At 66.6% G+C, this 24,774-nt stretch carries 21 protein-coding genes; 11 read left to right on the top strand and 10 right to left on the bottom strand.

Features of this window, described 5'->3' with window-relative positions:
- Positions 1 to 24 precede the first annotated feature (24 nt).
- Both prmB and cls read left to right on the top strand, forming a co-directional pair.
- Positions 25 to 921, top strand: coding sequence for a 50S ribosomal protein L3 N(5)-glutamine methyltransferase (prmB, locus tag FAZ98_RS06110; RefSeq protein WP_158949717.1), 897 nt, complete (start codon positions 25 to 27; stop codon positions 919 to 921).
- A 261-nt stretch (positions 922 to 1,182) separates the two neighbouring features.
- Positions 1,183 to 2,622 carry a cardiolipin synthase gene (gene cls / locus FAZ98_RS06105; protein ID WP_158949715.1) on the top strand — a complete coding sequence of 480 codons (1,440 nt, stop codon included), beginning with the start codon at positions 1,183 to 1,185 and terminating at the stop codon, positions 2,620 to 2,622.
- Positions 2,623 to 2,650: 28 nt separating this feature from the next.
- On the opposite strand, the gene FAZ98_RS06100 is transcribed toward cls, so the two are convergent.
- Positions 2,651 to 3,133: a glutathione peroxidase gene (locus FAZ98_RS06100; protein WP_158949713.1), complete on the bottom strand. Its 483-nt coding sequence runs from the start codon at positions 3,131 to 3,133 to the stop codon at positions 2,651 to 2,653.
- A 143-nt stretch (positions 3,134 to 3,276) separates the two neighbouring features.
- Between FAZ98_RS06100 and FAZ98_RS06095 the strand changes: the two genes are divergently transcribed.
- Both FAZ98_RS06095 and FAZ98_RS06090 read left to right on the top strand, forming a co-directional pair.
- Positions 3,277 to 5,232 (top strand): ATP-binding cassette domain-containing protein, encoded by a 1,956-nt coding sequence (locus FAZ98_RS06095; protein WP_158949711.1) that lies wholly within the window; start codon positions 3,277 to 3,279, stop codon positions 5,230 to 5,232.
- Positions 5,233 to 5,305: 73 nt separating this feature from the next.
- The gene (locus FAZ98_RS06090) at positions 5,306 to 6,535 is read left to right on the top strand and encodes a CaiB/BaiF CoA transferase family protein (RefSeq protein WP_158949709.1); all 1,230 of its coding nucleotides are present in this window, start codon (positions 5,306 to 5,308) and stop codon (positions 6,533 to 6,535) included.
- A gap of 85 nt (positions 6,536 to 6,620) precedes the next feature.
- Here FAZ98_RS06090 and FAZ98_RS06085 read toward each other — a convergent pair whose 3' ends face one another.
- The 3 genes from FAZ98_RS06085 to alr all read right to left on the bottom strand — a co-directional run bounded on the left by FAZ98_RS06085 (position 6,621) and on the right by alr (position 9,601).
- The gene (locus tag FAZ98_RS06085; protein ID WP_158949707.1) at positions 6,621 to 6,884 is read right to left on the bottom strand and encodes a DUF2866 domain-containing protein; all 264 of its coding nucleotides are present in this window, start codon (positions 6,882 to 6,884) and stop codon (positions 6,621 to 6,623) included.
- Between the two features lie 141 nt (positions 6,885 to 7,025).
- Positions 7,026 to 8,402, bottom strand: a complete 1,377-nt coding sequence (radA, locus tag FAZ98_RS06080) for a DNA repair protein RadA (protein ID WP_158951889.1) — start codon at positions 8,400 to 8,402, stop codon at positions 7,026 to 7,028.
- 128 nt (positions 8,403 to 8,530) lie between these two features.
- On the bottom strand, positions 8,531 to 9,601 hold the full coding sequence (gene alr / locus FAZ98_RS06075; RefSeq protein WP_158949705.1) for an alanine racemase: 1,071 nt from the start codon (positions 9,599 to 9,601) through the stop codon (positions 8,531 to 8,533).
- A 219-nt stretch (positions 9,602 to 9,820) separates the two neighbouring features.
- Here alr and lplT point away from each other — a divergent pair, with 219 nt between their 5' ends.
- Together lplT and thiD are read left to right on the top strand one after the other, a co-directional pair.
- Positions 9,821 to 11,131 carry a lysophospholipid transporter LplT gene (lplT, locus tag FAZ98_RS06070; protein ID WP_158949703.1) on the top strand — a complete coding sequence of 437 codons (1,311 nt, stop codon included), beginning with the start codon at positions 9,821 to 9,823 and terminating at the stop codon, positions 11,129 to 11,131.
- Positions 11,132 to 11,254: 123 nt separating this feature from the next.
- The gene (gene thiD / locus FAZ98_RS06065) at positions 11,255 to 12,061 is read left to right on the top strand and encodes a bifunctional hydroxymethylpyrimidine kinase/phosphomethylpyrimidine kinase (RefSeq protein ID WP_158949701.1); all 807 of its coding nucleotides are present in this window, start codon (positions 11,255 to 11,257) and stop codon (positions 12,059 to 12,061) included.
- A gap of 104 nt (positions 12,062 to 12,165) precedes the next feature.
- Here the strand turns inward: thiD and FAZ98_RS06060 are convergent, their stop codons facing one another.
- From FAZ98_RS06060 to tsaB, 4 genes are all read right to left on the bottom strand, one after another.
- Positions 12,166 to 13,269, bottom strand: coding sequence for a DUF1853 family protein (locus FAZ98_RS06060; protein WP_158951888.1), 1,104 nt, complete (start codon positions 13,267 to 13,269; stop codon positions 12,166 to 12,168).
- Positions 13,270 to 13,385: 116 nt separating this feature from the next.
- On the bottom strand, positions 13,386 to 14,408 hold the full coding sequence (locus FAZ98_RS06055; RefSeq protein ID WP_158949699.1) for a uracil-DNA glycosylase: 1,023 nt from the start codon (positions 14,406 to 14,408) through the stop codon (positions 13,386 to 13,388).
- Positions 14,395 to 14,889 (bottom strand): ribosomal protein S18-alanine N-acetyltransferase, encoded by a 495-nt coding sequence (gene rimI / locus FAZ98_RS06050; protein WP_158949697.1) that lies wholly within the window; start codon positions 14,887 to 14,889, stop codon positions 14,395 to 14,397. Before rimI ends, FAZ98_RS06055 begins: the two co-directional genes overlap by 14 nt.
- Positions 14,886 to 15,725, bottom strand: a complete 840-nt coding sequence (gene tsaB, locus FAZ98_RS06045; RefSeq protein ID WP_158949695.1) for a tRNA (adenosine(37)-N6)-threonylcarbamoyltransferase complex dimerization subunit type 1 TsaB — start codon at positions 15,723 to 15,725, stop codon at positions 14,886 to 14,888. The genes rimI and tsaB overlap by 4 nt, the downstream gene beginning before the upstream one ends.
- 293 nt (positions 15,726 to 16,018) lie before the next feature.
- Here tsaB and FAZ98_RS06040 point away from each other — a divergent pair, with 293 nt between their 5' ends.
- From FAZ98_RS06040 to aceA, 3 genes are all read left to right on the top strand, one after another.
- Positions 16,019 to 16,288, top strand: a complete 270-nt coding sequence (locus tag FAZ98_RS06040) for an acyl-CoA-binding protein (protein ID WP_158949693.1) — start codon at positions 16,019 to 16,021, stop codon at positions 16,286 to 16,288.
- Positions 16,289 to 16,771: 483 nt separating this feature from the next.
- Positions 16,772 to 18,529, top strand: a complete 1,758-nt coding sequence (locus FAZ98_RS06035) for a DEAD/DEAH box helicase (protein ID WP_158949691.1) — start codon at positions 16,772 to 16,774, stop codon at positions 18,527 to 18,529.
- A 431-nt stretch (positions 18,530 to 18,960) separates the two neighbouring features.
- Positions 18,961 to 20,268, top strand: coding sequence for an isocitrate lyase (aceA, locus tag FAZ98_RS06030; protein WP_158949689.1), 1,308 nt, complete (start codon positions 18,961 to 18,963; stop codon positions 20,266 to 20,268).
- A 315-nt stretch (positions 20,269 to 20,583) separates the two neighbouring features.
- Here the strand turns inward: aceA and FAZ98_RS06025 are convergent, their stop codons facing one another.
- Positions 20,584 to 21,018: a universal stress protein gene (locus tag FAZ98_RS06025; RefSeq protein WP_158949687.1), complete on the bottom strand. Its 435-nt coding sequence runs from the start codon at positions 21,016 to 21,018 to the stop codon at positions 20,584 to 20,586.
- A 171-nt stretch (positions 21,019 to 21,189) separates the two neighbouring features.
- Positions 21,190 to 22,092, bottom strand: a complete 903-nt coding sequence (locus FAZ98_RS06020; RefSeq protein WP_158949685.1) for a LysR family transcriptional regulator — start codon at positions 22,090 to 22,092, stop codon at positions 21,190 to 21,192.
- Between the two features lie 183 nt (positions 22,093 to 22,275).
- On the opposite strand from FAZ98_RS06020, the gene FAZ98_RS06015 reads away from it, so the two are divergent.
- Complete coding sequence (locus FAZ98_RS06015) at positions 22,276 to 23,088, top strand: haloacid dehalogenase type II (protein ID WP_158949683.1); 813 nt, start codon at positions 22,276 to 22,278, stop codon at positions 23,086 to 23,088.
- A 72-nt stretch (positions 23,089 to 23,160) separates the two neighbouring features.
- Positions 23,161 to 24,750: a malate synthase A gene (gene aceB / locus FAZ98_RS06010; protein WP_158949681.1), complete on the top strand. Its 1,590-nt coding sequence runs from the start codon at positions 23,161 to 23,163 to the stop codon at positions 24,748 to 24,750.
- The last annotated feature ends 24 nt before the right edge of the window (positions 24,751 to 24,774 follow it).

Here is a 24,774-nt window from a genome sequence, read left to right as displayed (position 1 = left end):
AGCGATCGCCCTGGAGTCCTGCATATGACGCATCCGCTTGCCACCACCTTCGCCACCGTGCGCGACCTGCTGCGCTACGGCGTTTCGCGCTTCTCGGGCGCGCAGCTCTCGTTCGGTCACGGCACGAGCAACGCCTACGACGAAGCCGCGTACCTCGTGCTGCACACCTTGCACCTGCCGCTCGATCTGCTCGAGCCGTTCCTCGACGCGCGCCTCACCACCGAGGAAGTCGACCAGGTGCTGGGCGTGATCGAGCGCCGCGCGACCGAGCGCGTGCCCGCCGCCTACATCACGCAGGAAGCGTGGATGCACGGCGTGCGTTTCTACGTGGACGAACGCGTGATCGTGCCGCGCTCGTTCATCGGAGAACTGCTCGCCGACGGCCTGCAACCTTACGTGGAAGACCCCGAACAGGTCGGCGCGGTGCTGGAACTCTGCACGGGTTCGGCCAGCCTGGCCGTGCTCGCGGCGCACGCATTCCCGAACGCCGACATCGACGCGGTCGATCTTTCCGCGCCCGCGCTCGAAGTGGCGAAGCGCAACGTGCACGACCACGGTCTCGACGAGCAGATTTCGCTGTTCGAAGGCGATCTGTTCGCGCCGCTGCCCGAACGCCGCTACGACGTGATCATCACGAATCCGCCGTACGTGAACGCCGCCTCCATGGAGGCACTCCCGGCCGAATATCGCCACGAGCCGGAAATGGCGCTCGCGGGCGGCGAGGACGGCATGGACATCGTGCGCCGCATCGTCAAGGAAGCGCGCAACTGGCTCACCGACGAAGGCGTGCTCGTGGTCGAGATCGGCAACGAACGCGAGAACGTGGAAGCGGCGTTCGGCGGCCTCGACCTCGTCTGGCTCTCGACGAGCGCCGGCGACGACCAGGTGTTCCTGATCCAGGCGAGCGACCTGCCCGTTTGATCCGGCCGTCTGATCGGCCGGTTTGATCGGCCGGTTCGACGCCGTCGTATCTGCCCCGCGCGATCGCTGTCTGACCCGCTGTCCGACTCGATCGCGCGCACCGGACGCAAGGCTCGCGCCCCCCAGGTTTGTCATCCGGACTGCCACGCTCCTGCCCTCGTCGATGGGCGGCGTCATGACGCTTCGGTAAGATTGACGTTTCCGGCCATGCGCATCGTGCGCGGGCCACGCCTTCAGGCTCCGGGAGCGTTGCGCGCCGCTATGCATTTCGACTGGCTACATCTCGGCACGCTGCTCGCGATCATCCATTTGTTCGGGCTGATCGCGGCGTGCCACGCCATCCTCAATACCCGCACCTCGCAAGGCGCGATCGCGTGGGCCGTCTCGCTCGCGACGATGCCCTACCTCACGCTCGTCCCGTACCTGTTCCTCGGCCGCAGCAAGTTCGCGGGCTACGCCGACGCCCGGCGCCTGCGCAACGAAACGCTGCGCACCCGCGCGAGCGCCCCCGACGAAGACACGCCCGTGCCCGCCGGCGACTGGCCCGCCGACGCCCTCGGCGAGCGCCTGATCCGCACGCTCTCGCGGCTCGGCGGCATGCCGCTCGTGCCCGGTAACTACGTTCGCACGCTGCCGAACGGCGAAGCCACCTTCTCGGCCATCTTCGACGCGATCGAGCGCGCCGAGCACTACGTGCTGGTGCAGTTTTTCATCGTGCGCGCGGACGCGCTCGGCGACATGCTCAAGGACCTGCTGATCGCCTGCGCGAAGCGCGGCGTGCGCGCGTACTTCCTGTACGACAGCATCGGTTCGTTCGACCTGCCCGCGCGCTACGTTCACGAGTTGCAGGATGGCGGCGTGGAAGTGCATCCGTTCTCGACCAGCCAGTTCGTCAACCGTTTCCAGTTGAACTTCCGCAACCACCGCAAGATCGTGGTGGTGGACGGCCAGTGGGCGTTCGTGGGCGGCCACAACGTAGGAATCGAATATCTCGGCGCGAACCCGCGGCTTTCGCCGTGGCGCGATACGCATATCGAACTGCGCGGGCCGGCCGTGGCGAACCTGCAGTTCGCCTTCACCGAAGACTGGTACTGGGCCAAGCAGCAATTGCCGGAATGCGAACCGCCGCGCGTGGTGCCGCGCGACGGCGACGACATGTACTGCCTCGTGATCCCCACCGGCCCCGCCGACCGCCAGGAAACCTGCTCGCTGTTTTTCGTCGAGGCGATCAACGCCGCGAAAAAGCGCCTCTGGATCACGACGCCGTATCTCGTGCCCGACGAAGCCGTGTTTTCGGCGCTGCGGCTCGCCGCGATGCGCGGCGTGGACGTGCGCATCATGATTCCGAGCCGCCGCGACCACTACGTGGTGTTCGAGGCGTCCACGCTTTACGCCTTCGACGCGGTACGCGCCGGGATTCGCATTTTCCGCTACCAGCCCGGCTTCCTGCACCAGAAGGTGGTGCTGATCGACGACGTAGCCGCCGCGATCGGCAGCGCGAATCTCGACAACCGTTCGTTCCGCCTGAACTTCGAGATCATGGTGCTCACCGTGCACCATGGCTTTGCGGCCGAGGTCGAAGCCATGCTGCTGCGCGACTTCGACCTGACAGTGGAAATCGACCGAAGCGAATACCGCGATGCGCCCGCATGGCGCAAGATCACGATGCACCTGGCCCGCCTGTTCGCGCCAATCCTCTAGCGGGCGGCGGCGCGGCTCGCCGTCAAGCTCAGAGCAGCTTTTCGATGTCCGCCTCGATCGACTCGGGCTTCGTGACCGGCGCATAACGCTTCACGACGTTGCCGTTACGGTCGACCAGAAACTTCGTGAAATTCCACTTGATGGCTTCGAGCCCGAGGAGCCCCGGCGCCTCGCCCGTGAGCCAGCGATACAGCGGATGCGCGTTCGCGCCGTTCACGTCGATCTTCGCGAACACCGGGAACGTCACGCCGAAGTTCTTTTCGCAGAAACTGCCGATCTGCGCGGCGTCGCCGGGCTCCTGCTTGCCGAACTGGTTGCACGGAAAGCCGAGCACCGCGAGCCCGCGCGCGGCGTAGGTTTCATAGAGCTTTTGCAGGCCCGCGTACTGCGGCGTGAAACCGCATTCGCTCGCCGTGTTGACGACCAGCAGCACCTTGCCCGCGTAGCGTTCGAGGCTGACCGGCTCGCCGCCGCCCAGCGGCTCGGCCGAAAACGAATAGATCGATGTCATCTGGCTCTCCCGTGGAAAAGCGCCAGTCTACGTGAGAACGGGGTCCGTCCACACCTCGTCCGAACGGCTAGCCGTTCGGATGATGCCGGCGCGAGTGCGGCACAGTTTAAAATGGCGCTTCGTTTCCTTTTGCTGGCGTCGTCGTGATCCGCTTCAATCAATTCAGTCTTGCCCGCGGCACCAAGCCGCTCTTCGACCAGACCTCGTTCACGCTCAATCCGGGCGAGAAAGCCGGGCTCGTGGGCGCGAACGGCGCGGGCAAATCGACCCTGTTCGCCGTGCTGCGCGGCGAACTGCACGCGGACGGCGGCGACTTCGCGCTGCCACCCACCTGGCGCATCGCGCACGTCGCGCAGGAAACCCCGGCCGTGGACCGCACGGCGCTCGACTACGCGCTCGACGGCGACGTGGTCCTGCGCGAAATCGAGGCACGCATCGCCGCCGCCTCGGCCGCTCACGACGGCGCGGCCGAAGCCGAGGCCCACGGCGCCTTCGCCGACGCCGACGGCTACACCGCGCCCGCGCGCGCGGAAGCCCTGCTGCTCGGCCTGGGCTTCACGCTGGAGCAAACGCGTCAACCGGTCTCGAGTTTTTCGGGCGGCTGGCGCATGCGGCTGAATCTCGCCCAGGCGCTGATGTGCCGTTCGGATCTCCTGCTGCTCGACGAACCCACGAACCACCTGGATCTGGACGCCATCGTCTGGCTCGAAGACTGGCTGCACCGCTACCCGGGCACGCTCGTCGTGATCTCGCACGACCGCGAATTCCTCGACTCGGTCTGCAACGTCACGCTGCATCTGGAAAATCAGCAGATCAAGCGCTACGGCGGCAACTATTCGCAGTTCGAGATCCTGCGCGCGCAGCAGATCGCACTCCAGCAAAGCGCGTACGAGAAGCAGCAGCGCACGGTCGCGCATCTGCAAAGCTATATCGACCGCTTCAAGGCCCAGGCCACCAAGGCGCGGCAGGCGCAAAGCCGCGTGAAGGCGCTCGAGAAAATGGAGCTGATCGCGCCCGCGCATGCCACTTCGCCCTTCACGTTCGAATTCCGTACGCCCGACTCCGCGCCCAATCCCATGCTCGTGATGGAAGACGTGCGCTGCGGCTATCGCGCGGAAGACGGCAGCGAGACGCCCATCGTCGAGCGTGTCGCGCTGTCGATCCAGAACGGCCAGCGCATCGGCCTGCTCGGCGCGAACGGCCAGGGTAAATCCACGCTCATCAAAACGCTGGCCGGTACGCTCGCGCCGCTCGCGGGTCACACGCGCACCGGCAAGGGCTTGCAGATCGGCTATTTCGCGCAGCATCAGCTCGAAACCCTGCGCCCGCAAGACACGCCGCTTCAGCATCTCGCGCGCCTCGCGCCCGACACGCGCGAGCAGGAATTGCGCGACTTCCTGGGCGGCTTCAACTTCCCGGGCGAAATGGCCACCGCGCCCATTGCGCCGTTCTCGGGCGGCGAAAAGGCGCGTCTCGCGCTGGCGCTCATCATCTGGCAAAAGCCCAATCTGCTGCTGCTCGACGAACCGACCAATCACCTCGACCTCGAAACGCGCCACGCGCTCACCATGGCGCTCGCGCAGTTCGAAGGCACGCTGATCGTCGTCTCGCACGACCGGCATCTGCTGCGCGCCACCACCGACCAGTTCATGCTCGTCGCGAAACATCGCCTGCAACCGTTCGACGGCGACCTCGACGACTATCGCGACTGGCTGCTTCAGCATGCGGCAGAGCAACGCGCGGCGCTCAAGGAAGCGGCGGCCGGCACGGCGAATGCGGCACCGGGCGGGAACGGGGCCGCGGCCGACGGCGTGAATCGCAAGGAGCAACGCCGGCAGGAAGCCGAGCAGCGGCAGAAGGTTGCGCACCTGAAAAAGCCCCTGCAGGCGAAAATCGGCAAGATAGAGAAAGAGATGGATGCGCTCAACGCCGAAAAGGGCACGCTCGATGCGTTCGTGGCCGACCCTGCGAGCTACGAGCCGCAGCACAAAAGCCGCCTGACTGACGCCATCCGCCGTCAGGCCGACGTGCAGGCGCGGCTCGACTCGCTCGAAGGCGAGTGGCTCGAGGCGCACGAAGCGCTCGAGCAGCTCGGCTAACGCACGCGGCGCCCGCCTTCCCGTACGCTTATCGGATCTCTGCGTGTCACTGACTTCCGCCCAGGAGAAACGAGTGTCGTCACCCGCCGCCTTGCAAGGCCTACGCGTCCTCGACCTGACCCTGCTGTTGCCGGGTCCGGTGGCCACCATGCGGCTCGCGGAGCTGGGCGCCGACGTGCTCAAGATCGAGCCGCCCGGTGCCGGCGACGCCTCGCGCGTGATGATGCAAAGCGCCACCGACGAAGTGGCCGCGCGCCCCGGCGCGTTCTATCGCCTCGTCAACCGCGGCAAGCGCGAGACCCGGCTCGATCTCAAGACCGACAGCGGCCGTTCCGTGCTGCTGGCGCTGGCACGCGACGCGGACGTGCTGGTGGAGAGCTTTCGCCCCGGCGTGATGGACAAGCTGGGCGTGGGCTACGAAGTGCTGCGCGAGATCAATCCGAAGCTGGTTTATTGCGCGATCACGGGCTACGGCACGACCGGCCCGTTCGCGGGCCATCCGGGCCACGACATCAACTACGTGGCCTACGCGGGCGTGCTCGACCAGCTCGCGAGTCGCGACGGCACGCCGGTGCTGCCCAATTTCCAGATCGCCGACCTGCTCGGCGGCGCGCTGTCCGCGGTCACGCAGATTCTCGCCGCGCTGTGGGCCGTCGCGCGCGGCGGCGAAGGCCGTTTCGTCGATGTGTCGATGACGCATGCGAGCTACGCCAGCAACGTCACAGCGCAAGTGGCGCTCGCCAACGACGACGCGGCGGCGCTCCAGCCCGGCGGCGGCCTGCTCAACGGCGGCGTGCCCTGCTACAACCTGTATCGCACCCAGGAAGGCCGCTGGCTCGCGGTGGGCGCGCTCGAACTGAAATTCTGGCAAACGCTTTGCCATGCCATCGGCCGCGACGACTGGGCGCAACGTCACTGGAGCCTCGGCCAGGCGATCGGCGGAGCCGACGCGGCCACGCTCACGCGCGAACTCGCCGACCTGTTCGCGTCGGAAAACCTGCAAACGTGGATCGACCGGCTGGAGGCCATCGACTGCTGCGTCTCGCCGGTGCTCACGCCGGGCGAGGCTTCGCGGCATCCGCTATTCAATGCCGAAGTCCTGAAAGCGATGATGGACGACATGGAGGCGCGCCAACGCGCGCAGGAAGCCGGGCTCGGCGGCCAGATGCCAGTCGCGCCGGGCGGCGTGAATCCGGCCAATCCTTATCAGCAAAATCAGCCGGGGCAACCGAAGCAGGCCAGCCAGTCCGGCGATAACCCGACACCCGGCCACAAGAAGCCGTTTCACAACCCGTGGATCTGAGGGTTTCGCGGCCGCGGTTTCACCCTTCGCGAGATCAAACAAAAATGGGCGCTCCGAGGCGCCCATTTTTGTTTCCGCTTTCGGCCTAGCGCCGTGGCAGCGTTTGCCGGGGTGTGCGCTCGTCGTCGTAGAGCACGTGCTTGCGGCCTTCCACATGACGCGCGATGGTGCTGCGCACTTCGGCAGCCGTCACGTCTTCCGCGACCACGCGGCGTGAGATGCGGCCGTCGCCGTCGATCCATTCGACGATGCGACAGCTGCTGCCCCAAGGTTGCAACAGCGGCTCGGAAACCCGGCAGCCGCGCACGGTGATCGATCGACCGCCGAAGGACGTATCAGTGTGTTTCAAGTCGCTATCCTTTCCGCTCGATACGGGTTACACATCGGGCACAGGATAGGGAAATCGCGCAGCGAAATGGTTACAGCGTCCACCAGGGTTGTTACTAATCATTACGTGACAGGTTGGACGTAACAAACGTCCGCCCCGCCTTCATTCCAGCTCGCGCACGCGGTCGATGGCTTCCTCGATTCGCTCGACCGCAATGACGTTCAACCCCTCGATCGGCTGCTTGGGCGCATTGGCGCGGGGAATCAGGGCGCATGAAAAACCGAGCTTGGCCGCTTCCTTCAGACGATCCTGTCCGCGCGGCGACGGCCGGATTTCGCCAGCCAGCCCGACTTCGCCAAAAACGATCAGACCCTTGGGCAACGCCTTGTTACGCATCGACGAATGAATCGAGAGCAGCACGGCGAGGTCGGCGGCCGGTTCGGTGATCTTCACGCCGCCCACCGCGTTGAGGAACACGTCCTGATCGAAGCAGGCGATTCCCGCGTGCCGATGCAGCACCGCCAGCAGCAGCGCGAGCCGGTTCTGTTCGAGACCGACCGCGAGGCGCTTCGGGTTGGGCACGTGCGCCGTATCGACGAGCGCCTGCACTTCCACCAGCAGCGGCCGCGAACCTTCCTGCGTGACCAGCACGCAGGAGCCCGGCACGCTCGTCTCGTGCTGCGAGAGAAAGAGCGCCGACGGATTCGCCACGCCGCGCAGGCCCTTCTCGGTCATCGCGAACACGCCGAGTTCGTTGACCGCGCCGAAGCGGTTCTTGAACGCGCGCACGAGGCGGAACGACGAATGGGTATCGCCCTCGAAGTACAGCACGGTGTCGACGATATGTTCGAGCACGCGCGGCCCCGCGAGGTTGCCCTCCTTCGTCACGTGGCCGACCATGATGATCGCCGTGCCCGACTGCTTGGCGATACGCGTGAGCTGGGCCGCGCACTCGCGCACCTGCGCGACCGAGCCCGGCGCCGAGGTTAGCGCTTCGGAATAGATCGTCTGGATCGAATCGATGACGGCCACGTCGGGCCGCTCGGCCTCGATCGTCGCCTGGATTTTTTCGAGCTGGATTTCCGCGAGCAGTTGCAACTCGCTCGCCATCGAGCCCGGATCGAGCAGCGCGAGCCGTTGCGCGCGCAACGCGATCTGCGCCGCCGATTCCTCGCCGCTCACGTAGAGCGCGCGACGTTCGGCCGCGATCTGCGCGAGCGACTGCAGCAACAGCGTCGACTTGCCGATACCCGGATCGCCGCCGATCAGCACGACGCCGCCCGCGACCAGACCGCCGCCGAGCACGCGGTCGAATTCGCCGACGCCCGTCGAGAAACGCGGCACGTCCGACGCCTCGATATCGGCGAGACGGCGCACCGGCGCGCTCTTCGCGAGCGCCTGAAAACGGTGGTTGCCCGCGGGTTCCGCGACGCCCTCCACCAGCGTGTTCCACGCCTGGCACGCGGGGCACTGCCCTTGCCACTTCGGCACCTGCGCGCCGCATTCGCTACAGGTGTACAGCGTCTTGACCTTCGCCATGCTCTTTGCCATGCGGTGTTGTTGCGATTTCGTGATTCGTTCTTGCGGATCGGCCGACGCGAGATGCGGGGATCGCGCCGCATCCTGCGCGCGCTCGCGCCCATGCTCGTGGGCGTGCCCTTGCGTCCTTACTCGGCGCGCACCGGCACGCGCGGCGCCACCGCGCACATGAGTTCGTAGCCGATCGTGCCGCACGCCTGCGCGACGTCGTCGATCGGCAGATGCGCGCCCCACAGCTCGACGCGCGTACCCACGCCCGCGTTCTGCACCGGCGTGAGATCGACGGTGAGCATGTCCATGGAGACGCGCCCGACCACGCGCGTGCGCACGCCGTCGACGATCACCGGCGTGCCTTCGGGCGCGACGCGCGGATAGCCGTCGGCATAGCCGCACGCCACCACGCCGACGCGCATGGACTTGCGTGCCGAGTAGGTCGAGCCGTAGCCGACGGTCTGCCCTTCGGCAACATGCTGCGTGGCGATGATCTCGGAAGCGAGCGTCATGGCGGGTTGCAGGCCGACGCCGTCGAGCGCCGTGGCCACGCCGGAAGGCGACGCGCCATACAGAACGATGCCCGGGCGCACCCAGTCGAAATGCGAGGCGGGATGCCAGAGCGTGGCCGCCGAGTTGGCGAGACTGCGCGCGCCGGCAATGCCCTGCGCGCCGCGCTCGAACGTCTCCATCTGTTCGCCGATGCCGCGCGGCGTGTCGGCGTCGGCGAAATGCGTCATCAGCGTGATCTGACCGATGCCGGCCGCCGCGCGCGCCCGTTCCCACGCCGCGCGATACTTCTCCGGCGTGTAACCGAGCCGATTCATGCCGCTGTTCATTTTCAACTGAATATTGACCGGCTTCGAAAGCCGCGCCATTTCCAGCATGCGCATCTGTTCGTCGCAATGCACCACGGTCGTGAGGCTGTAGCGATCGATCACGTCGATGTCGGTGGGCCGGAAAAAGCCTTCGAGCAGCAGGATCGGGCCCGCCCAGCCCAGCTCGCGCAATTTGGCGGCTTCTTCGAGGTCGAGCAGGCCGAAACCGTCTGTCGCGCGGAGCCCGGGAAAAGCCCGCGCAAGCCCGTGCCCGTAGGCGTTGGCCTTCACGACGGCCCAGATTTTCGACTTGGGCGCCGACTTGCGGACGACGGCGAGATTATTGGCGAGTGCGGCGGTGTGAATCGTTGCGGAGAGGGGGCGCGGCATGGGAGATTTTTCGCAAAGACGCTTTCGAATCAGGAGCTTACAGGGTGTTTTCAGCGCCCGGCAGGCCCGCCTGATGGGCGGTCAAGGATTGTGCTAGTCCGAATACACCTATTTTCGTGATATAAAGCCCTGCGCACAACCCATTTCGAACGTAATAAGCCCGGATGCCTCCCACCCGTCCGGGGCGGACGGACCGCAGCGAGGAAAGCATCGCATCAGATGAAAAAAGGCTTTTACACCATCATGGCCGCGCAGTTTTTTTCGTCGTTGGCCGACAATGCGCTCCTGATCGCTGCGATTGCACTGCTCAAAGATTTACACGCTCCGAACTGGATGACGCCGCTGCTAAAGCTGTTTTTCGTCCTGTCCTACGTCGTTCTTGCCGCTTTCGTCGGCGCCTTCGCTGATTCCCGCCCCAAGGGCCGCGTGATGTTCATCACGAACACGATCAAGGTCGTGGGTTGCGCCATCATGCTCGCGGGTCTGCATCCCTTGCTCGCCTACGGCATCGTCGGTTTCGGCGCCGCCGCGTATTCGCCCGCCAAATACGGCATTCTCACCGAACTGCTGCCGCCCGAACGCCTCGTCGCCGCCAATGGCTGGATCGAAGGCACGACGGTCGGCTCGATCATTCTCGGCACCGTGCTGGGCGGCGCGCTTATCAGTCCCCACATCGCCGCCCACGTGATCCGGCACACGCCTGCCGCGATCAACACACCCGCCGAAGCCGCCATGCTCGTGATCATGGGCATCTACGTAGTGGCCGCGCTGTTCAATCTGCGCATTCCCGACACCGGCGCGCGCTACCCGCGCCAGCAGCACGGACCCATCCGCCTCATCACCGATTTCGCCGACTGTTTCAACACGCTCTGGCACGACAAGCTCGGCCAGATCTCCCTCGCCGTCACGACGCTGTTCTGGGGCGCGGGCGCGACGCTGCAATTCATCGTCCTGAAGTGGGCCGAAGTGTCGCTCGGCATGTCGCTCTCGGAAGGCGCCGTGCTGCAAGCCGTGGTGGCCGTGGGCGTGGCGGCCGGCGCGATGATCGCGGCCGCGCGCGTGCCGCTCAAGAAGTCGCTCTCCGTCTTGCCCGTCGGCATCATCATGGGCGTTGCCGTCATGCTGATGGCGTTCTACACGCGCAGTCTGTTTCCGCCGCATTGGGGCCTGCATATCGGCCATCTGCGCATTCCGGGTTACCTCGTTTTCGCCTACCTGTTCCTCATGGTGGTGGGCGGCCTCTCCGGCTTCTTCGTCGTGCCGATGAACGCGCTGCTCCAGCATCGCGGCCACGTGCTGCTTTCCGCCGGTCACTCGATCGCCGTACAGAATTTCAACGAGAACCTCTCGGTGCTCGTCATGCTGTGCCTCTATGCCGTGCTCGTCTGGCTCGACGTGCCGGTGACCATCGTCATCGTGCTGTTCGGCACGTTCGTCTGTCTGATGATGTGGGTCGTGATGCGCCGCCACCAGGCCAATCAGCGTTCGTTCGACTCGGTCTCGCTGATCGGCGAAAATCACGGTCACTGATCCGGCGGCGCGCCGCGCCCGGGCCGCCCCTTTCCCAGACATTCCGCTGAATCGTTTTTTCCCCGCGCCCGCGTGCCGCTGGCCGATTGGCCCGGCACCGGACGCAGCGCATTCCAGGCCGCCATGAACTCACCGATTTTCAACGTCCTCACGATCGCCGGTTCCGACTCCGGCGGCGGCGCCGGCATCCAGGCCGACCTCAAGGCGTTCTCCGCGCTCGGCGCCTACGGCGCGAGCGTCATCACCGCGCTCACCGCGCAGAACACGCGCGGCGTCACGGCGATCCACGCGCCCGACGCGGGCTTCGTCACCGCGCAACTCGACGCCGTGTTCGACGACATCCGCATCGACGCCGTGAAGATCGGCATGCTCGCCAACGCGTCGATCGTGCGCGCGGTTGCCGAGGCACTGCGCCGCCACCAGCCGCCGCGCGTCGTGCTCGACACCGTGATGATCTCGAAGAGCAATCACGCGCTGCTCGCGCCCGAAGCCGTCGCCGCGTTGCGCGACGAGTTGCTGCCGCTCGCGGGCATCGTCACGCCGAATCTGCCCGAGGCGGCCGCGCTGCTCGGCGTCGCGCCGGCCACCGACGAAGCCGCGATGGTCGAGCAAGGCGAAGCGCTGCGCGCGCTCGGCGCCCAGGCCGTGCTGATGAAAGGCGGCCACCTCGGCAGCGACGACAGCCCGGACTGGCTCGTCGAAGCGGGCGGCACGCTGCGTCTGGGCGGCCCGCGCGTGCCGGTCACCAACACGCACGGCACGGGCTGCACGCTGTCTTCGGCGATCGCGGCGCTGTGGCCGCAGCGCGGCGATCTCGCGCCGGCCGTGAGCGAAGCCAAGCAGTATTTGACGTCCGCGCTCGAAGCGAGCGCGCGCCTCGACGTCGGTCATGGCGTCGGGCCCGTGCATCATTTCTGGCGATGGTGGTAAATGCGCCTCGGGCGCGAGTTCACGGCTGACGATGCGCGCGGAGCCAGGCGCGCGTCGATCATCGTTGAATGGCGTGGGTCGAGCTGGCTTGCGCGAACACGCGCTCACTCGCGCGCGAACGCGGCGGCCTGCCCGGGCCAGTCGTCGGGGACGATGAACCCCCGCGAACGCTCGCGATAGCCGCCCGCGCCATCGGCCACAAAAGCGGCCACCAGGGTGGGCTCATCCGGACGCGCGCTCGCCGCGATAGCGTCGATCAGCGTGCCCGCATCGACCGGCCCGGCCACGGCGCTTCGTGCCTTCCACGCCGATGACGACCGCGCGGCGCCTTCCTCTTTAGTACCGCCGCTGTGTTCCGCAGCACCGCCTTCGGGCCGACTTGTCGCGGCTCGCAAATCCTCGCCGTTGGTGGCATCGGCACGGCATCCGAGCCGACGCGGCGCGAGCCACGCCAGCCGCGGCAGCACGCTCCAGCCATCGGCCGCGTGGGCGCGCGCAAATGCCGCCCACCCGGACCGCGTGACCCACCAGCCGCGTAAATGATCGGCGGCGAGTTCCGGCGCGCCAGGCTCCGCCGTGTCGGCCGCTTGCGTCGCCCGATAAAACAACCAGCCTTTGACGAACATCTGCGCCCGCCAAGGCCCCGCGAATCCCAGCGCCGCGAGTTCCGGGCGCTCGCTCAGGCGCAATTGACGATCGCGCAGATGCGTGAGTTTCCAGTCGAAGCGATCGCGCAGATTCGGCCCGACGTAGTCCGCCAGCGCACTGCCGCCCGCATGCAAATAGCACTTCACCGCCAGTTCCCAATGCAGCTTCTCGCCATCGGCTTCGAGCAGGAAATCGCATTCGCCGAGCGTGCGCCCTTCGCCGCGCAGCGCCACGTTCTGGGCGACGAGCCGCGCCGCAGGACCGTGCGCGAGAAACCAGCCGAGCAGGGTTTCGGCGTAACGGCCGAGCCGCGTGGGCGCCTGGGCCGCGAGCGCGTCGTGCAGCGGCGTGGGCTCGCGATCGAGCGCGTCGAGCCAGTCGAGCGCGTTCGAGGCGTCATCGGTATGAAGAAACGGCTGCGCGAGCGGCGCCGAGGGAAGTTGCGCGCGCAACAAACCGGCGCTGAACAGCAGCCATGCGAGATCGCGCACGGCCGCGTCGGTGTGCGCGGCGAGTCGCGCGGGCAAGCCGGCTGCCGCGTTCACGTCGACAGGCGACATGGCGGCTGACGCCGCGCGCGGCGTTGCAGCCTGCACGGTGGCGTGCGAGCCGCCGCGCGCGTTCGGGCCATCCCGCTCGTCCGGGTCTCCCGGTTCGCCCGCGGCCCGCGCTTCGCTCACCGGCTTTCGCCGGCGGCGCGCCACGTGTCGCGCGCGAGGCACAGGTCGGCCCACGCCTTCGACTTGTCTTGCAGGCTGCGCAGCAGATACGCGGGGTGATACGTGACGATCACGGGCACGCCTTCGTACTGATGCACGCGGCCGCGCAGCGAGGCGATGCTGCCGTCGGTCTTGAGCAGACTTTGCGCGGCGAAACGGCCCAGCGCGACGATGATCTTCGGTTTCACGAGCGCGACCTGGCGTTGCAGATAAGGCTCGCAGCGCGCGACTTCGTCGGGCTCAGGATTGCGGTTGCCGGGCGGCCGGCACTTGATGACGTTGGCGATATAGACGTTCTCGCCGCGCGCGAGCGTCAGCGCCTGCAGCATGTTGTCGAGCAGCTTGCCCGCCTGGCCGACGAACGGCTCGCCCTGGCGATCTTCGTTTTCGCCGGGCGCCTCGCCAATCAGCATCCAGTCGGCCTCGCGATCGCCCACGCCGAATACCGTGTTGGTGCGCTTTTCGCACAGGCGGCAACGCGTGCAATCGGCAACGCGTGCGGCGAGCGTGTCCCAGTCGAGCGTCGCGACGTCGTCGCGCGGCGCACGGGCCGCTGCGCCGGCATCGATATCGGCAGGCAGCGCGGGTTCGGCGATCGTGTCGAACCACGCGAAGTCGTCTTCGGTGAGCGGCGGCGGTTCGTCGGAGGAAAGGGAAGCGGCGGGTTTCGATGCTGGCGCGGACGGTTGGCGCGATGACGCCGCTTCGCGTTCGAACGCGGCCATGGGCGCGGACTCGCGCGCCTCGGCGGGCGCGGTGCGCGCCTCGCGTCGATCCGCATGCGACACGTCCGGCGCGTCGGCCGCCCGCGCCACGGGCGCTGCGGGCGCGCCTGCCCGCGCCGTCGCGACTTCGGCCGCCACGCGCGGCGCGTCAGGCTCCGCATCGACAGCATCGACCGCCGGTGCCGTCACAACGCCCTTGCGCACCCAGCGCGGCGCGAGCCCGAGTTCTTCGAGCACGATGTCATCGAGCGCCATTCACGGCCTCCCCTGCAAATGAAAAGCGCATCACGAGCGCGTCCTCGCGTGCGTGATGGCGCGCCGGATAATAATTTTTGCGACGGCCGATGGTGACGAACCCGAACTGCTCGTACAGCCGGATCGCCCGGTGATTCGACGGCCGCACTTCGAGCAGCAGGCCTTCGAGCCCTTGCGTCTGCGCGAGGCGCGCGGCTTCGCGCAGCATCGAGAGCCCGGCGCCCGCGCCCTGCGCCGGCGGCGCGACGCACAGATTGAGCAGATGCATTTCGTCGACGACGGGCATCAGCACGCAATAGCCGATCAGCGTGCCCGTGACGTGGCGCATGCACAGGCCGTAATAGCCATTGCGCAGCGAGTCTTCGAAGTTGCCGCGCGTCCACGGAAATTCGTAGGCGGCGCGCTCGATGATCGCCACTTCGTCGAGATCGCTTTCGGTCATCGGCGAGAGATAGCGGTCGGTCATCAGCACGCCGCTCATCGGCCGCCTCCGCCGCCCTCGCCCACGTTCGCGGCGCCCTCGCGGCCCTGCGCGCCGGCTTTGGCGGCCATGCGTTCGGCCGTGGTTTGCGCGACCTTGTTGCGCACGTATTCGGGCGCGGCCTGGTCGGCGGGCTGCGTGCGGCCCGCGCGAAACGCGCGCAACGCCGCGTGCGCGAGCGGCAAGGCGTGCGGCAGCGCTTCGGCGTCGATCACACGCGCGCTCGCCGCCGCCGTCAGACGCGCGCCGAACGCGGCGGCCGCATTGCCCACGAGCGTAAACGGCGCGTCGGGCGCGGGAATCGCCTCGGGCGCGTCGAGCGAGGCCGCCTGCAGTGTGCGCCAGTCGCCGGCTTCGGCGTCCCAGGCGTAGTCGGCCCAATAGGCTTCGTCCATGCGCGCGTCGAGCGCGGCAAGCACGCGCGTGGCCGCGGGATCGCGCAGGCGCGCGCTTTCCGCGCAAACCAGCAGCGTGCCGACCGGCACCACGGGAATGTTCAAACCGAAGGCCAGCCCCTGGGCCACGCCGGTTGCCGTGCGCAAACCCGTAAACGAACCGGGACCGGCGCCGAACGCGATGGCGTCGCAGTCGGCGAGCGCGAGGCCCGCCTCTTCGAACAGCTCGGCGATCGCGGGCAGCAGCCGCGTGCTCGACACGGCGCCCGTGGCTTCATGCCGCACCCAGACGCTCACTTCGGAGCGCGGCGCGGCAGCGGCGTGGGTGGCATCGGCGGGAACGGTGGAAGGCGCGGAATTGGCGCCGGCGGCGACGCGAAGCAGCGCGACCGAGCAGAATTCGGTCGAAGTATCGAGGGCAAGCAGCACGGTTTGAGTCATGGCCGCTATTGTAATGCCCCGCCCGCGCGGGAAAGCGGTCGCTTGATTGCGGTCGGCCGGAAGCGCGCTCGCCGCCGGGTTCCGCATCGCTTTCACTTCCGCTTTGACTTCGTTTCCCGCGCCGTGCCTGATGCGTGTGGAGGAATCGCTCCAGCCTTTCGTGGGAATGCGCTGATACCATCGCCGCTGATTTGTCCTGATTCGTCTCGCCAGCGCGCCCGCCAGCCAGCCCGCGGGCCGCGCCGGACGGCAACGCATTCGAACCATCCAGCACCATCAAAGCGGAGGAAACAATGAGCGATGTGAACACGCAGTTCGCCCAGGCCCAGGAAGACGTGCAACAACTGCCCGAGCGGCCCGGCAATCTCACGCTGCTGCGCCTCTATGCGCTCTTCAAGCAAGCCACCGAAGGCGACGTGCACGGCGACAAGCCCGGCTTCACCGACGTCGTCGGCAAGTACAAGTACGAGGCGTGGTCGGCGCTGCAAGGCACGGCGCAGGAAGCCGCCAAGGCGCAGTACGTCGAACTCGTCGAATCGCTCAAGAGCGGCGCGGCGAGCTAACGCCCTTCCCGACGCGCCTTCCCGTCCCGCCGGGCGCGCAGCGCGACAACGTTCGCGGGCCGCTCCGGCCCGCTCGAGCCATCGCGCGGCGTCATTCGCGACACCCCGCCCGGCGCCGCGAGCCACCTCCCGGCGGCCTCGCAAACCCGGCGAAATCCGCACTGGCGCGCCGCAACAAAACGAGATATAATGCCCGCTGCGTTGCGCTCCGGTCGCCTTTTCGATCAGTGCAACGACTCGTTGCGTTAAGCTCCAATCCAGTTTAGAACCTGTCCCCCCCTGCATTGGCCCTCATACCGGGCTGTCAATATCAGGCTGGCGGCTGGCCAATCCCGGCCTGAGCCGCACCCAAAACAGCTTCTAACTAAAATCCGCCATTGTGTGTGGCGGATTGCCCCCGTTTTTCGATTTGTTTGCAGAATCAGACGACTTGGGTATGCCGATTGGCGCCGACGTTCTATTTCCTGTGTACCAAGGATTTTCATGACTTCGAGCAATACCCAAAGCCCCCTCGACGCAATCGCCGACCAAGCCCTCGGTCTGGACGCCGCCGCCGCCGCTGACGCACCCGCGCAAGCCGCCGACGCCGCCAACGACGGTTCGGCCTTTGCGGCGCTCGGTCTGTCGCCGGAGATCGTCTCCGCGCTGATCGCAGCGGGCTACAAGGCACCGACGCCCGTGCAGGAACGCGCCATTCCTGCGGGCATCGCCGGCCGCGATCTGCTGGTTTCCAGCCCGACCGGTTCGGGCAAGACCGCCGCGTTCATGCTGCCCGCGATCGAGCGCTTCGCGCAGATCCAGAAGGCGCAGGCCGCGCAGCCGCGCGAGCCGCGTCCGCAAGGCGCCGCAGGCCAGCAGGATCGCCGCCAGCGCCGTCCGCAGCCGGTGGCACGCCCCGGCCTCCTCGTCCTCACGCCCACGCGTGAGCTCGCCATGCAGGTGACCACGGCCGCTTCGACGTACGGCCAGCATCTGCGCCGTCTGCGCACGGTCAGCATTCTCGGCGGCGTGGCCTACGGCCAGCAGCTGATGCTGCTCGCGAAGAATCCCGAGATTCTCGTGGCAACGCCGGGCCGTCTGCTCGACCACCTCGAGCGCGGCCGTATCGACCTGTCCGAACTCAAGATGCTCGTGCTCGACGAAGCCGACCGCATGCTGGACATGGGCTTCATCGACGACATCGACACGATCGTGGCCGCCACGCCCGAAACGCGTCAAACGATGCTGTTCTCGGCCACGCTCGACGGCAAGATCGCGTCGATCACCGGCCGCCTGCTGAAGGATCCGGAGCGTATCGAGATCGTGCGCAAGGTTGAGTCGAACTCGAACATCGCGCAAACCGTGCACTACGTGGACGACCGCGATCACAAGGATCGTCTGCTCGACCATCTGCTGCGCAACGAAAGCCTCGACCAGGCCATCGTGTTCACGGCCACGAAGATGGACGCCGACCAGCTCGCCGGCAAGCTCGCCGACGCCGGCTTCGAAACCGCTGCCCTGCACGGCGACCTGCCGCAAGGCGCGCGTAACCGCACGATTCGCGCGCTGCGCGAGCGTCGCGTGCGCGTGCTCGTGGCAACGGACGTGGCCGCGCGCGGTATCGACATTCCCGGCATCACGCACGTGTTCAACTACGATCTGCCGAAGTTCGCGGAAGACTACGTCCACCGTATCGGCCGTACGGGCCGTGCCGGCCGTTCGGGCGTGGCGGTGAGCCTCGTGCATCACGCCGAGCAAGGCGCGCTCAAGCGCATCGAGCGTTTCGTGCGCGCACCGCTGCCGGTGAACGTCGTCGAAGGCTTCGAGCCGCGCAAGTCGGCGCCGGCTAACCGTGGCTTCGGCGGTCGCGGCCGTCCGGGCGGCGGCAACGGCGGCGGCCGTCGCTTCGGCAGCGGCAGCGGCAAGCCGGGTGGCTATGGCAACAACCGTGGCACCGGCGGCGGCTACGGCGGCGATCGTGGCAACGGTGGCGGCTATGGCGGCGACCGCGGCAACGGTGGCGGCTACGGCGGCGACCGTGGCGGCAACAGCTGGGGCAGCAAGCCGGAAGGCGCGCGCGGCGGTTATGGCGCGCGTGACGGCAACAGCAACGGCGGCGGCTATGGCGCCCCGCGCGGCGAAGGCAACGGCAATCGCGGCGGCTTCGGCGGCCAGCAGCGCGAAGGCTACGGCCGTCGTGAAGGCAATGGCGGCTACGGCGCGCGTCGCAACGACGGCCCGCGTGTGCGTCGCGACAGCTAAATCGCCTGTGGATAGCGCACGGCGAGGCGTCAAGACGCTTCGCCGTGGCGATCGGCAAGAAAAAGACCGGTGCTCTGTCACCGGTCTTTTTTATTTCCGCCTGCATTTCACGATACGAAAAAAATTTTTGCTTCGTAAAAAATCGTGCTGCGTGGCACAACACGCGCGATTGCAGCATGGAAAATTCCGTTTCACATCTCGAAATATAATCGACAATTCATTGATTCATAACGATAAAATAAGATAGAAAAAGCTCAGTGCGCGCCTCGCGCCGCTTCATCGATTTGCCTAGACTCTTATATAAGAGTTCGCGAAACGAAACGCCCGAAACGTCCCGGAACGAGACCCTGAAGGCGAACCGCTTGCGCGAAGTCACCGATTCAGACGTACCGATCAGCGATTCACTTATCAGGCAAACGAAGGAGCTCACCATGTCGAACCGTCAAGAACAAGCGAAGCAACTCCAGCAACAATGGGAAACCGATCCGCGCTGGAAAGGCATCAAGCGTAACTACTCGGCTGAAGACGTCGTGCGCCTGCGCGGCTCGATCCAGCCCGAGCACACGCTCGCGAAAAACGGCGCCGAAAAGCTCTGGAAGGGCGTGAACACCGAGCCGTTCATCAACTCGCTCGGCGCGCTCACGGGCAACCAGGCCATGCAGCAGGTCAAGGCCGGCCTCAAGGCCATCTACCTCTCGGGCTGGCAGGTCGCGGGCGACGCCAACCTCGCGGGCGAAATGTATCCCGACCAGTCGCTCTACCCGGCCAACTCGGTGCCGCAGGTCGTGAAGCGCATCAACAACACGCTCACGCGCGCCGACCAGATCCAGTGGTCCGAAGGCAAGAATCCCGGCGACGAAGGCTATGTCGATTACTTCCAGCCGATCGTGGCCGACGCGGAAGCGGGCTTCGGCGGCGTGCTCAACGCGTTCGAACTGATGAAGTCGATGATCGAAGCGGGCGCCGCGGGCGTGCACTTCGAAGACCAGCTCGCCTCGGTGAAGAAGTGCGGCCACATGGGCGGCAAGGTGCTCGTGCCCACGCGCGAAAACGTCGCCAAACTCACGGCCGCGCGTCTCGCCGCCGACGTCTGCGGCGTGCCGACCGTGCTGCTCGCCCGCACCGACGCCGAAGCCGCCGACCTCGTCACGTCCGACATCGACGACAACGACAAGCCGTTCCTGACCGGCGAGCGCACGGTGGAAGGCTTCTTCCGCACGCGCAACGGTCTCGAACAGGCGATCTCGCGCGGCCTCGCCTACGCGCCCTACGCCGACATGATCTGGTGCGAAACCGGCAAGCCGGATCTCGAATTCGCGAAGCAGTTCGCCGAGGCGATCCACAAGCAGTTCCCGGACAAGCTGCTTTCGTACAACTGCTCGCCGTCGTTCAACTGGAAGAAGAATCTCGACGATGCGACCATCGCGAAATTCCAGCGCGAACTGGGCGCGATGGGCTACAAGTTCCAGTTCATCACGCTGGCGGGCTTCCACTCGCTCAACTACTCGATGTTCAACCTCGCGCACGGTTATGCGCGCCAGAACATGAGCGCGTTCGTGGAGTTGCAGCAGGCCGAGTTCGCCGCCGCCGAGAAGGGTTTCACGGCCGTCAAGCACCAGCGCGAGGTGGGCACGGGCTACTTCGACGCCGTGACGCAAACGGTGGAGCGCGACGCCTCGACGACGGCGCTGCACGGTTCGACCGAAGACGAGCAGTTCTTCGACAAGAAGGTGGCGTAACGCCGCCGGCAGGATTGCCACGGAAGGCTGCGCTTCGCGCGTGAGGCAGCGCGACGTAGCGAGAAAACGGCGGCGGCCGGTACGTGTGTCCTTGGCGGGGCGCGCTGGTTGCCGCCGTTTTGCCCGCGCGTCGCACCGTGGCGACAGGGCCGTGCCGAAGCCGGCGCGGCCTTGCGGTTCAAGGGAGCGGTAGCACACATCAAAAAGAGCCACAGGCCACGCGGGACCGGACACGATCCGGCTCGCGGCGCGCGCGGCGACACGCCGAACGCGCCGGGCCTCGTGCTTCGCCGTGCACGCCACGGTGCCACCCGTCTAGCGATAGACGATCACGGGAATCTTCGTATGGGTCAGCACGCGCTGCGTTTCGCTGCCGATCAGCAGGCTGCCGAGCCCGCGCCGCCCGTGCGAGGCCATGAAAATCACGTCGCAACCGCCCTGTTCCGCGACTTCGATAATGCCGAGATACGGCGCCGGATGCACGCTGGTGCGGCTCTCGCACGTCACGCCCGCCGCGCGCGCCGCCGTTTCGACCTCGTCCAGATGCGCGCGCGCCTCTCGCTCACTGCGCGTCTGGAAATCGCCGGGCGGCTCGATCACCACGTCGCTGTACGGCGAGTACGGATATTGCGGCAAACACGCGTACGCCGTGATGCGCGCGCCCACCGTGCGCGCGAGATCGATCGCGCCGTCGATCGCTTTCTTCGACAGCTCCGAGCCGTCGGTCGGAACGAGGATGTGCTGGAACATGGCGCCCTCCGGTTGCGGCAGCGGCAGGTCAAGCGAGGCGCGCAGGCCGCGCGCGGGCATTGTCACGTCGATTGTAGTGCGCGAAAAAATCCTGCCGATGGAACGCGCCGCGGGCCTCGCACTCCTCGCGCACGGCGCCAACGCCCGCCAGGCGCCCCCCGTTTGCGCGCCTTAACCCCAGTAACCGGGTTGACCGTAGGTATGTTTGAGAAAGTCGAGAAAGAGCCGCACGCGCAGCGGCAAATGACGGCGCTGCGGGAACACGGCGTGAATGCCGATGGGTGGCGCCGCGAACGCTTCCAGCACGGCCACGAGGCGGCCCGCCGCGATGTCCTCGCCCACTTCCCACCACGAGCGCCACGCGAGACCGTGGCCCGCGAGACACCATTCGTGCAACACCGCGCCGTCGGAGCATTCCATCGTGCCCGCCACGCGGATCGACACGACCTTGTCGTCCTGCTGAAACGCCCAGCCGCGCTGCTGGTTCGCGCTCGCACCGAACGCGAGGCAATTGTGGCGCGCGAGGTCGGCGAGCGTTTCGGGCGCGCCGCGCCGCGACAAATAGGCCGGCGCCGCCACGCACACGCGGCGGTTTTCGCCGAGCTTGAGCGACACCAGCGACGAATCGGGCAACTCGCCAAGCCGCACCGCGCAGTCGAAACCTTCGTTGACGAGATCGACGAGCCGGTCCGAAAGATCGAGCGTGATCGTCACGTCCGGGTGCGCGACCGTGAAGTCGGGCACGAGCGGCGCGACGTGCCGCCGCCCGAAGCCCGCTGGCGCCGAGACGCGCAGGTGCCCGCTCGCCTTCACGCCGCCCGCGGAGACGCTGGCCTCGGCGTTCTGCATGTCGTGAATGACGCGCTGGCAGTCCTCGAGAAACGCCGAGCCCTCGAAGGTCAGCGTGATACGGCGCGTGGTGCGCACGAGCAACTTCACGCCGAGGCGCTCCTCGAGCGCGTCGATCCGCCGGCCGATGATCGCGGGCGCGACGCCTTCGGCCTGTGCGGCGGCGGAGAGACTGCCTTTGGCAGCCACGGTTACGAACGTCTCGATCTGCTTGAAGCGATCCATCGGCGTCTCACGGAAAACCGCTCATGCGGTGGGCAGCGGGCAAACGAAAAAGTCAGGAAAACGGCGCAGCCTGGACAGATTAGGTATGTAAAAGTAAAAGATCAAGTGATCAATCGCGGCTTTTTCAGTCATATCACTCATGAATACAATCGTCCTCGACCTCTGAATACGGAGTGCAAGGCTATGTCGGCCAGAACGACAACCACCGCAACCACGACCGCGACGAACCCCGCCACGCCGGCCACGGACTTTCCGGCCGCCGTGATTTTCGACGCCTACGGCACGCTGTTCGACGTGCACTCGGTCGTCGCGGCCGCCGAACAAATGTTTCCGGGCCACGGCGACGCGCTTTCGCAGCTCTGGCGCACGAAGCAGATCGAGTACACGCAGTTGCGCACGCTTGCCGATACCGCCGGCGCGCGTTATCGCCCGTTCTGGGACATCACGCTCGACGCGCTGCGCCATGCCGCGCGCCGGCTGAATCTCGCGCTCTCGGGCGCGGGCGAAAAGCGCCTGATGGACGAATACGCGTGCCTCTCCGCGTTCCCCGACGTGCTGCCTGCACTGCGCCGCCTGCGCGAATCGCGCGGCGTTGGCGCGAACGGCGCGCCCGGCCTCGCCATTCTGTCGAACGGCAATCCGCAGATGCTCGACATCGCCGTGAAGAGCGCGGGCATGCATGGGCTGTTCGATCACGTGCTCTCTGTAGACGCCGTGCGCGCCTACAAGCCCGCCGCGGCCGCCTACGCGCTCGGCACGGCCGCGTTCGGCGCCGCCGCGCGCGACATCGTGTTCGTCTCGTCGAACGGCTGGGACGCCGCGGGCGCCAGCTGGTTCGGCTACACCACGTTCTGGATCAACCGCCAGCGCCTGCCCGCCGAAGAACTCGGCGTCGCGCCGCACGGCACCGGCGGCGGCATGACCGACCTGCTCGCTTTTCTCGAAACCGCCGCGGCCGAACGGCGCGGCCGTCATCGCCCCAGCCCGGGCGCATGACGGGCCGCGATCGCTCGCCTCGACTATCACTGACCCACGCATTCATCATCTGACCGACCAAGGAGCAAGCAAATGGCAACGTTGCAACTGCCGCAAGGCATGCAGATCACGGCTGACAACCAGCCCGGCTTCGACACGATCCTCACGCCCGAAGCGCTCGAACTCGTCGCGAAGCTGCATCGCACGTTCGAGCCGCGTCGCCAGGAACTGCTGAAGACGCGCGCCGAACGCACGAAGCGTCTCGACGCCGGCGAACGCCCCGACTTTCTTGCCGATACGAAATCGATCCGCGAAGGCGACTGGAAGATCGCCCCGTTGCCGAAGGATCTCGAATGCCGCCGCGTGGAAATCACCGGCCCGGTCGAGCGCAAGATGATCATCAACGCGCTGAATTCGGGCGCGGATTCGTACATGACGGACTTCGAGGACTCGAACGCGCCGAACTGGGAAAACCAGATCGTCGGCCAGATCAACCTCAAGGAAGCGGTGCGCCGCACGATCTCGCTCGAACAGAACGGCAAGTCGTACCAGCTCAACGACAAGACCGCGACGCTGATCGTGCGTCCGCGCGGCTGGCACCTCGACGAGAAGCACGTGACGGTGGACGGTCAACGCGTGTCGGGCGGCATCTTCGACTTCGCGCTCTACCTGTTCCACAACGCGAAGGAACTGCTCGCGCGCGGCAGCGGCCCGTACTTCTATCTGCCGAAGCTGGAGAGCCATCTCGAAGCGCGCCTGTGGAACGACATCTTCGTGGCCGCGCAGGAAGCCGTGGGCGTGCCGCGCGGCACGATCCGCGCGACGGTGCTGGTCGAAACGATCCTTGCCGCGTTCGAAATGGACGAAATCCTGTACGAGTTGCGCGAGCACAGCTCGGGCCTCAACGCGGGCCGCTGGGACTACATTTTCTCCGCGATCAAGAAGTTCAAGAACGACAAGGACTTCTGCCTCGCCGACCGTTCGCAGATCACGATGACGGTGCCGTTCATGCGCGCCTACGCGCTCGAACTGCTCAAGACCTGCCACCGCCGCAACGCGCCGGCCATCGGCGGCATGAGCGCGTTGATTCCGATCAAGAACGACGCGGCCGCGAACGACAAGGCCATGGGCGGCGTGCGCTCCGATAAGGCCCGCGACGCCGGCGACGGTTACGACGGCGGCTGGGTCGCGCATCCGGGTCTCGTGCCCATCGCGATGGAAGAGTTCGTGAAGGTGCTCGGCGATCAACCGAACCAGATTGGCAAGCAACGCGCCGACGTGAACGTGACGGCCAAGGATCTGCTCGACTTCCGTCCCGAAGCGCCGATCACCGAAACGGGCCTGCGCAACAACATCAACGTGGGTATCCACTATCTCGGTTCGTGGCTCGCGGGCAATGGCTGCGTGCCGATCCACAACCTGATGGAAGACGCCGCGACCGCGGAAATCTCGCGCTCGCAGGTGTGGCAATGGATCCGCACGCCGAAGGGCAAGCTCGACGACGGCCGCAAGGTCACGGCCGAACTCGTGCGCGAACTGATCCCGCAGGAACTCGACAAGGTCAAGGGCGTGGTGGGCGGCGACACGAAGCCGTACGAGCGCGCCGCGCAAATCTTCGAGGAGATGTCGACGGCCGACAATTTCGTGGAATTCCTGACGCTGCCGCTCTACGAAGAGATCTGATCGCGCTGAACCCGCGTGCATGAA

The sequence above is a fragment of the Paraburkholderia acidisoli genome (genome assembly GCF_009789675.1).
GTDB classification, from domain to species: Bacteria; Pseudomonadota; Gammaproteobacteria; order Burkholderiales; family Burkholderiaceae; genus Paraburkholderia; species Paraburkholderia acidisoli.
The sequence above is the reverse complement of the archived record's forward strand: the minus strand, read 5'-3'. Positions and strand labels throughout refer to the sequence as shown.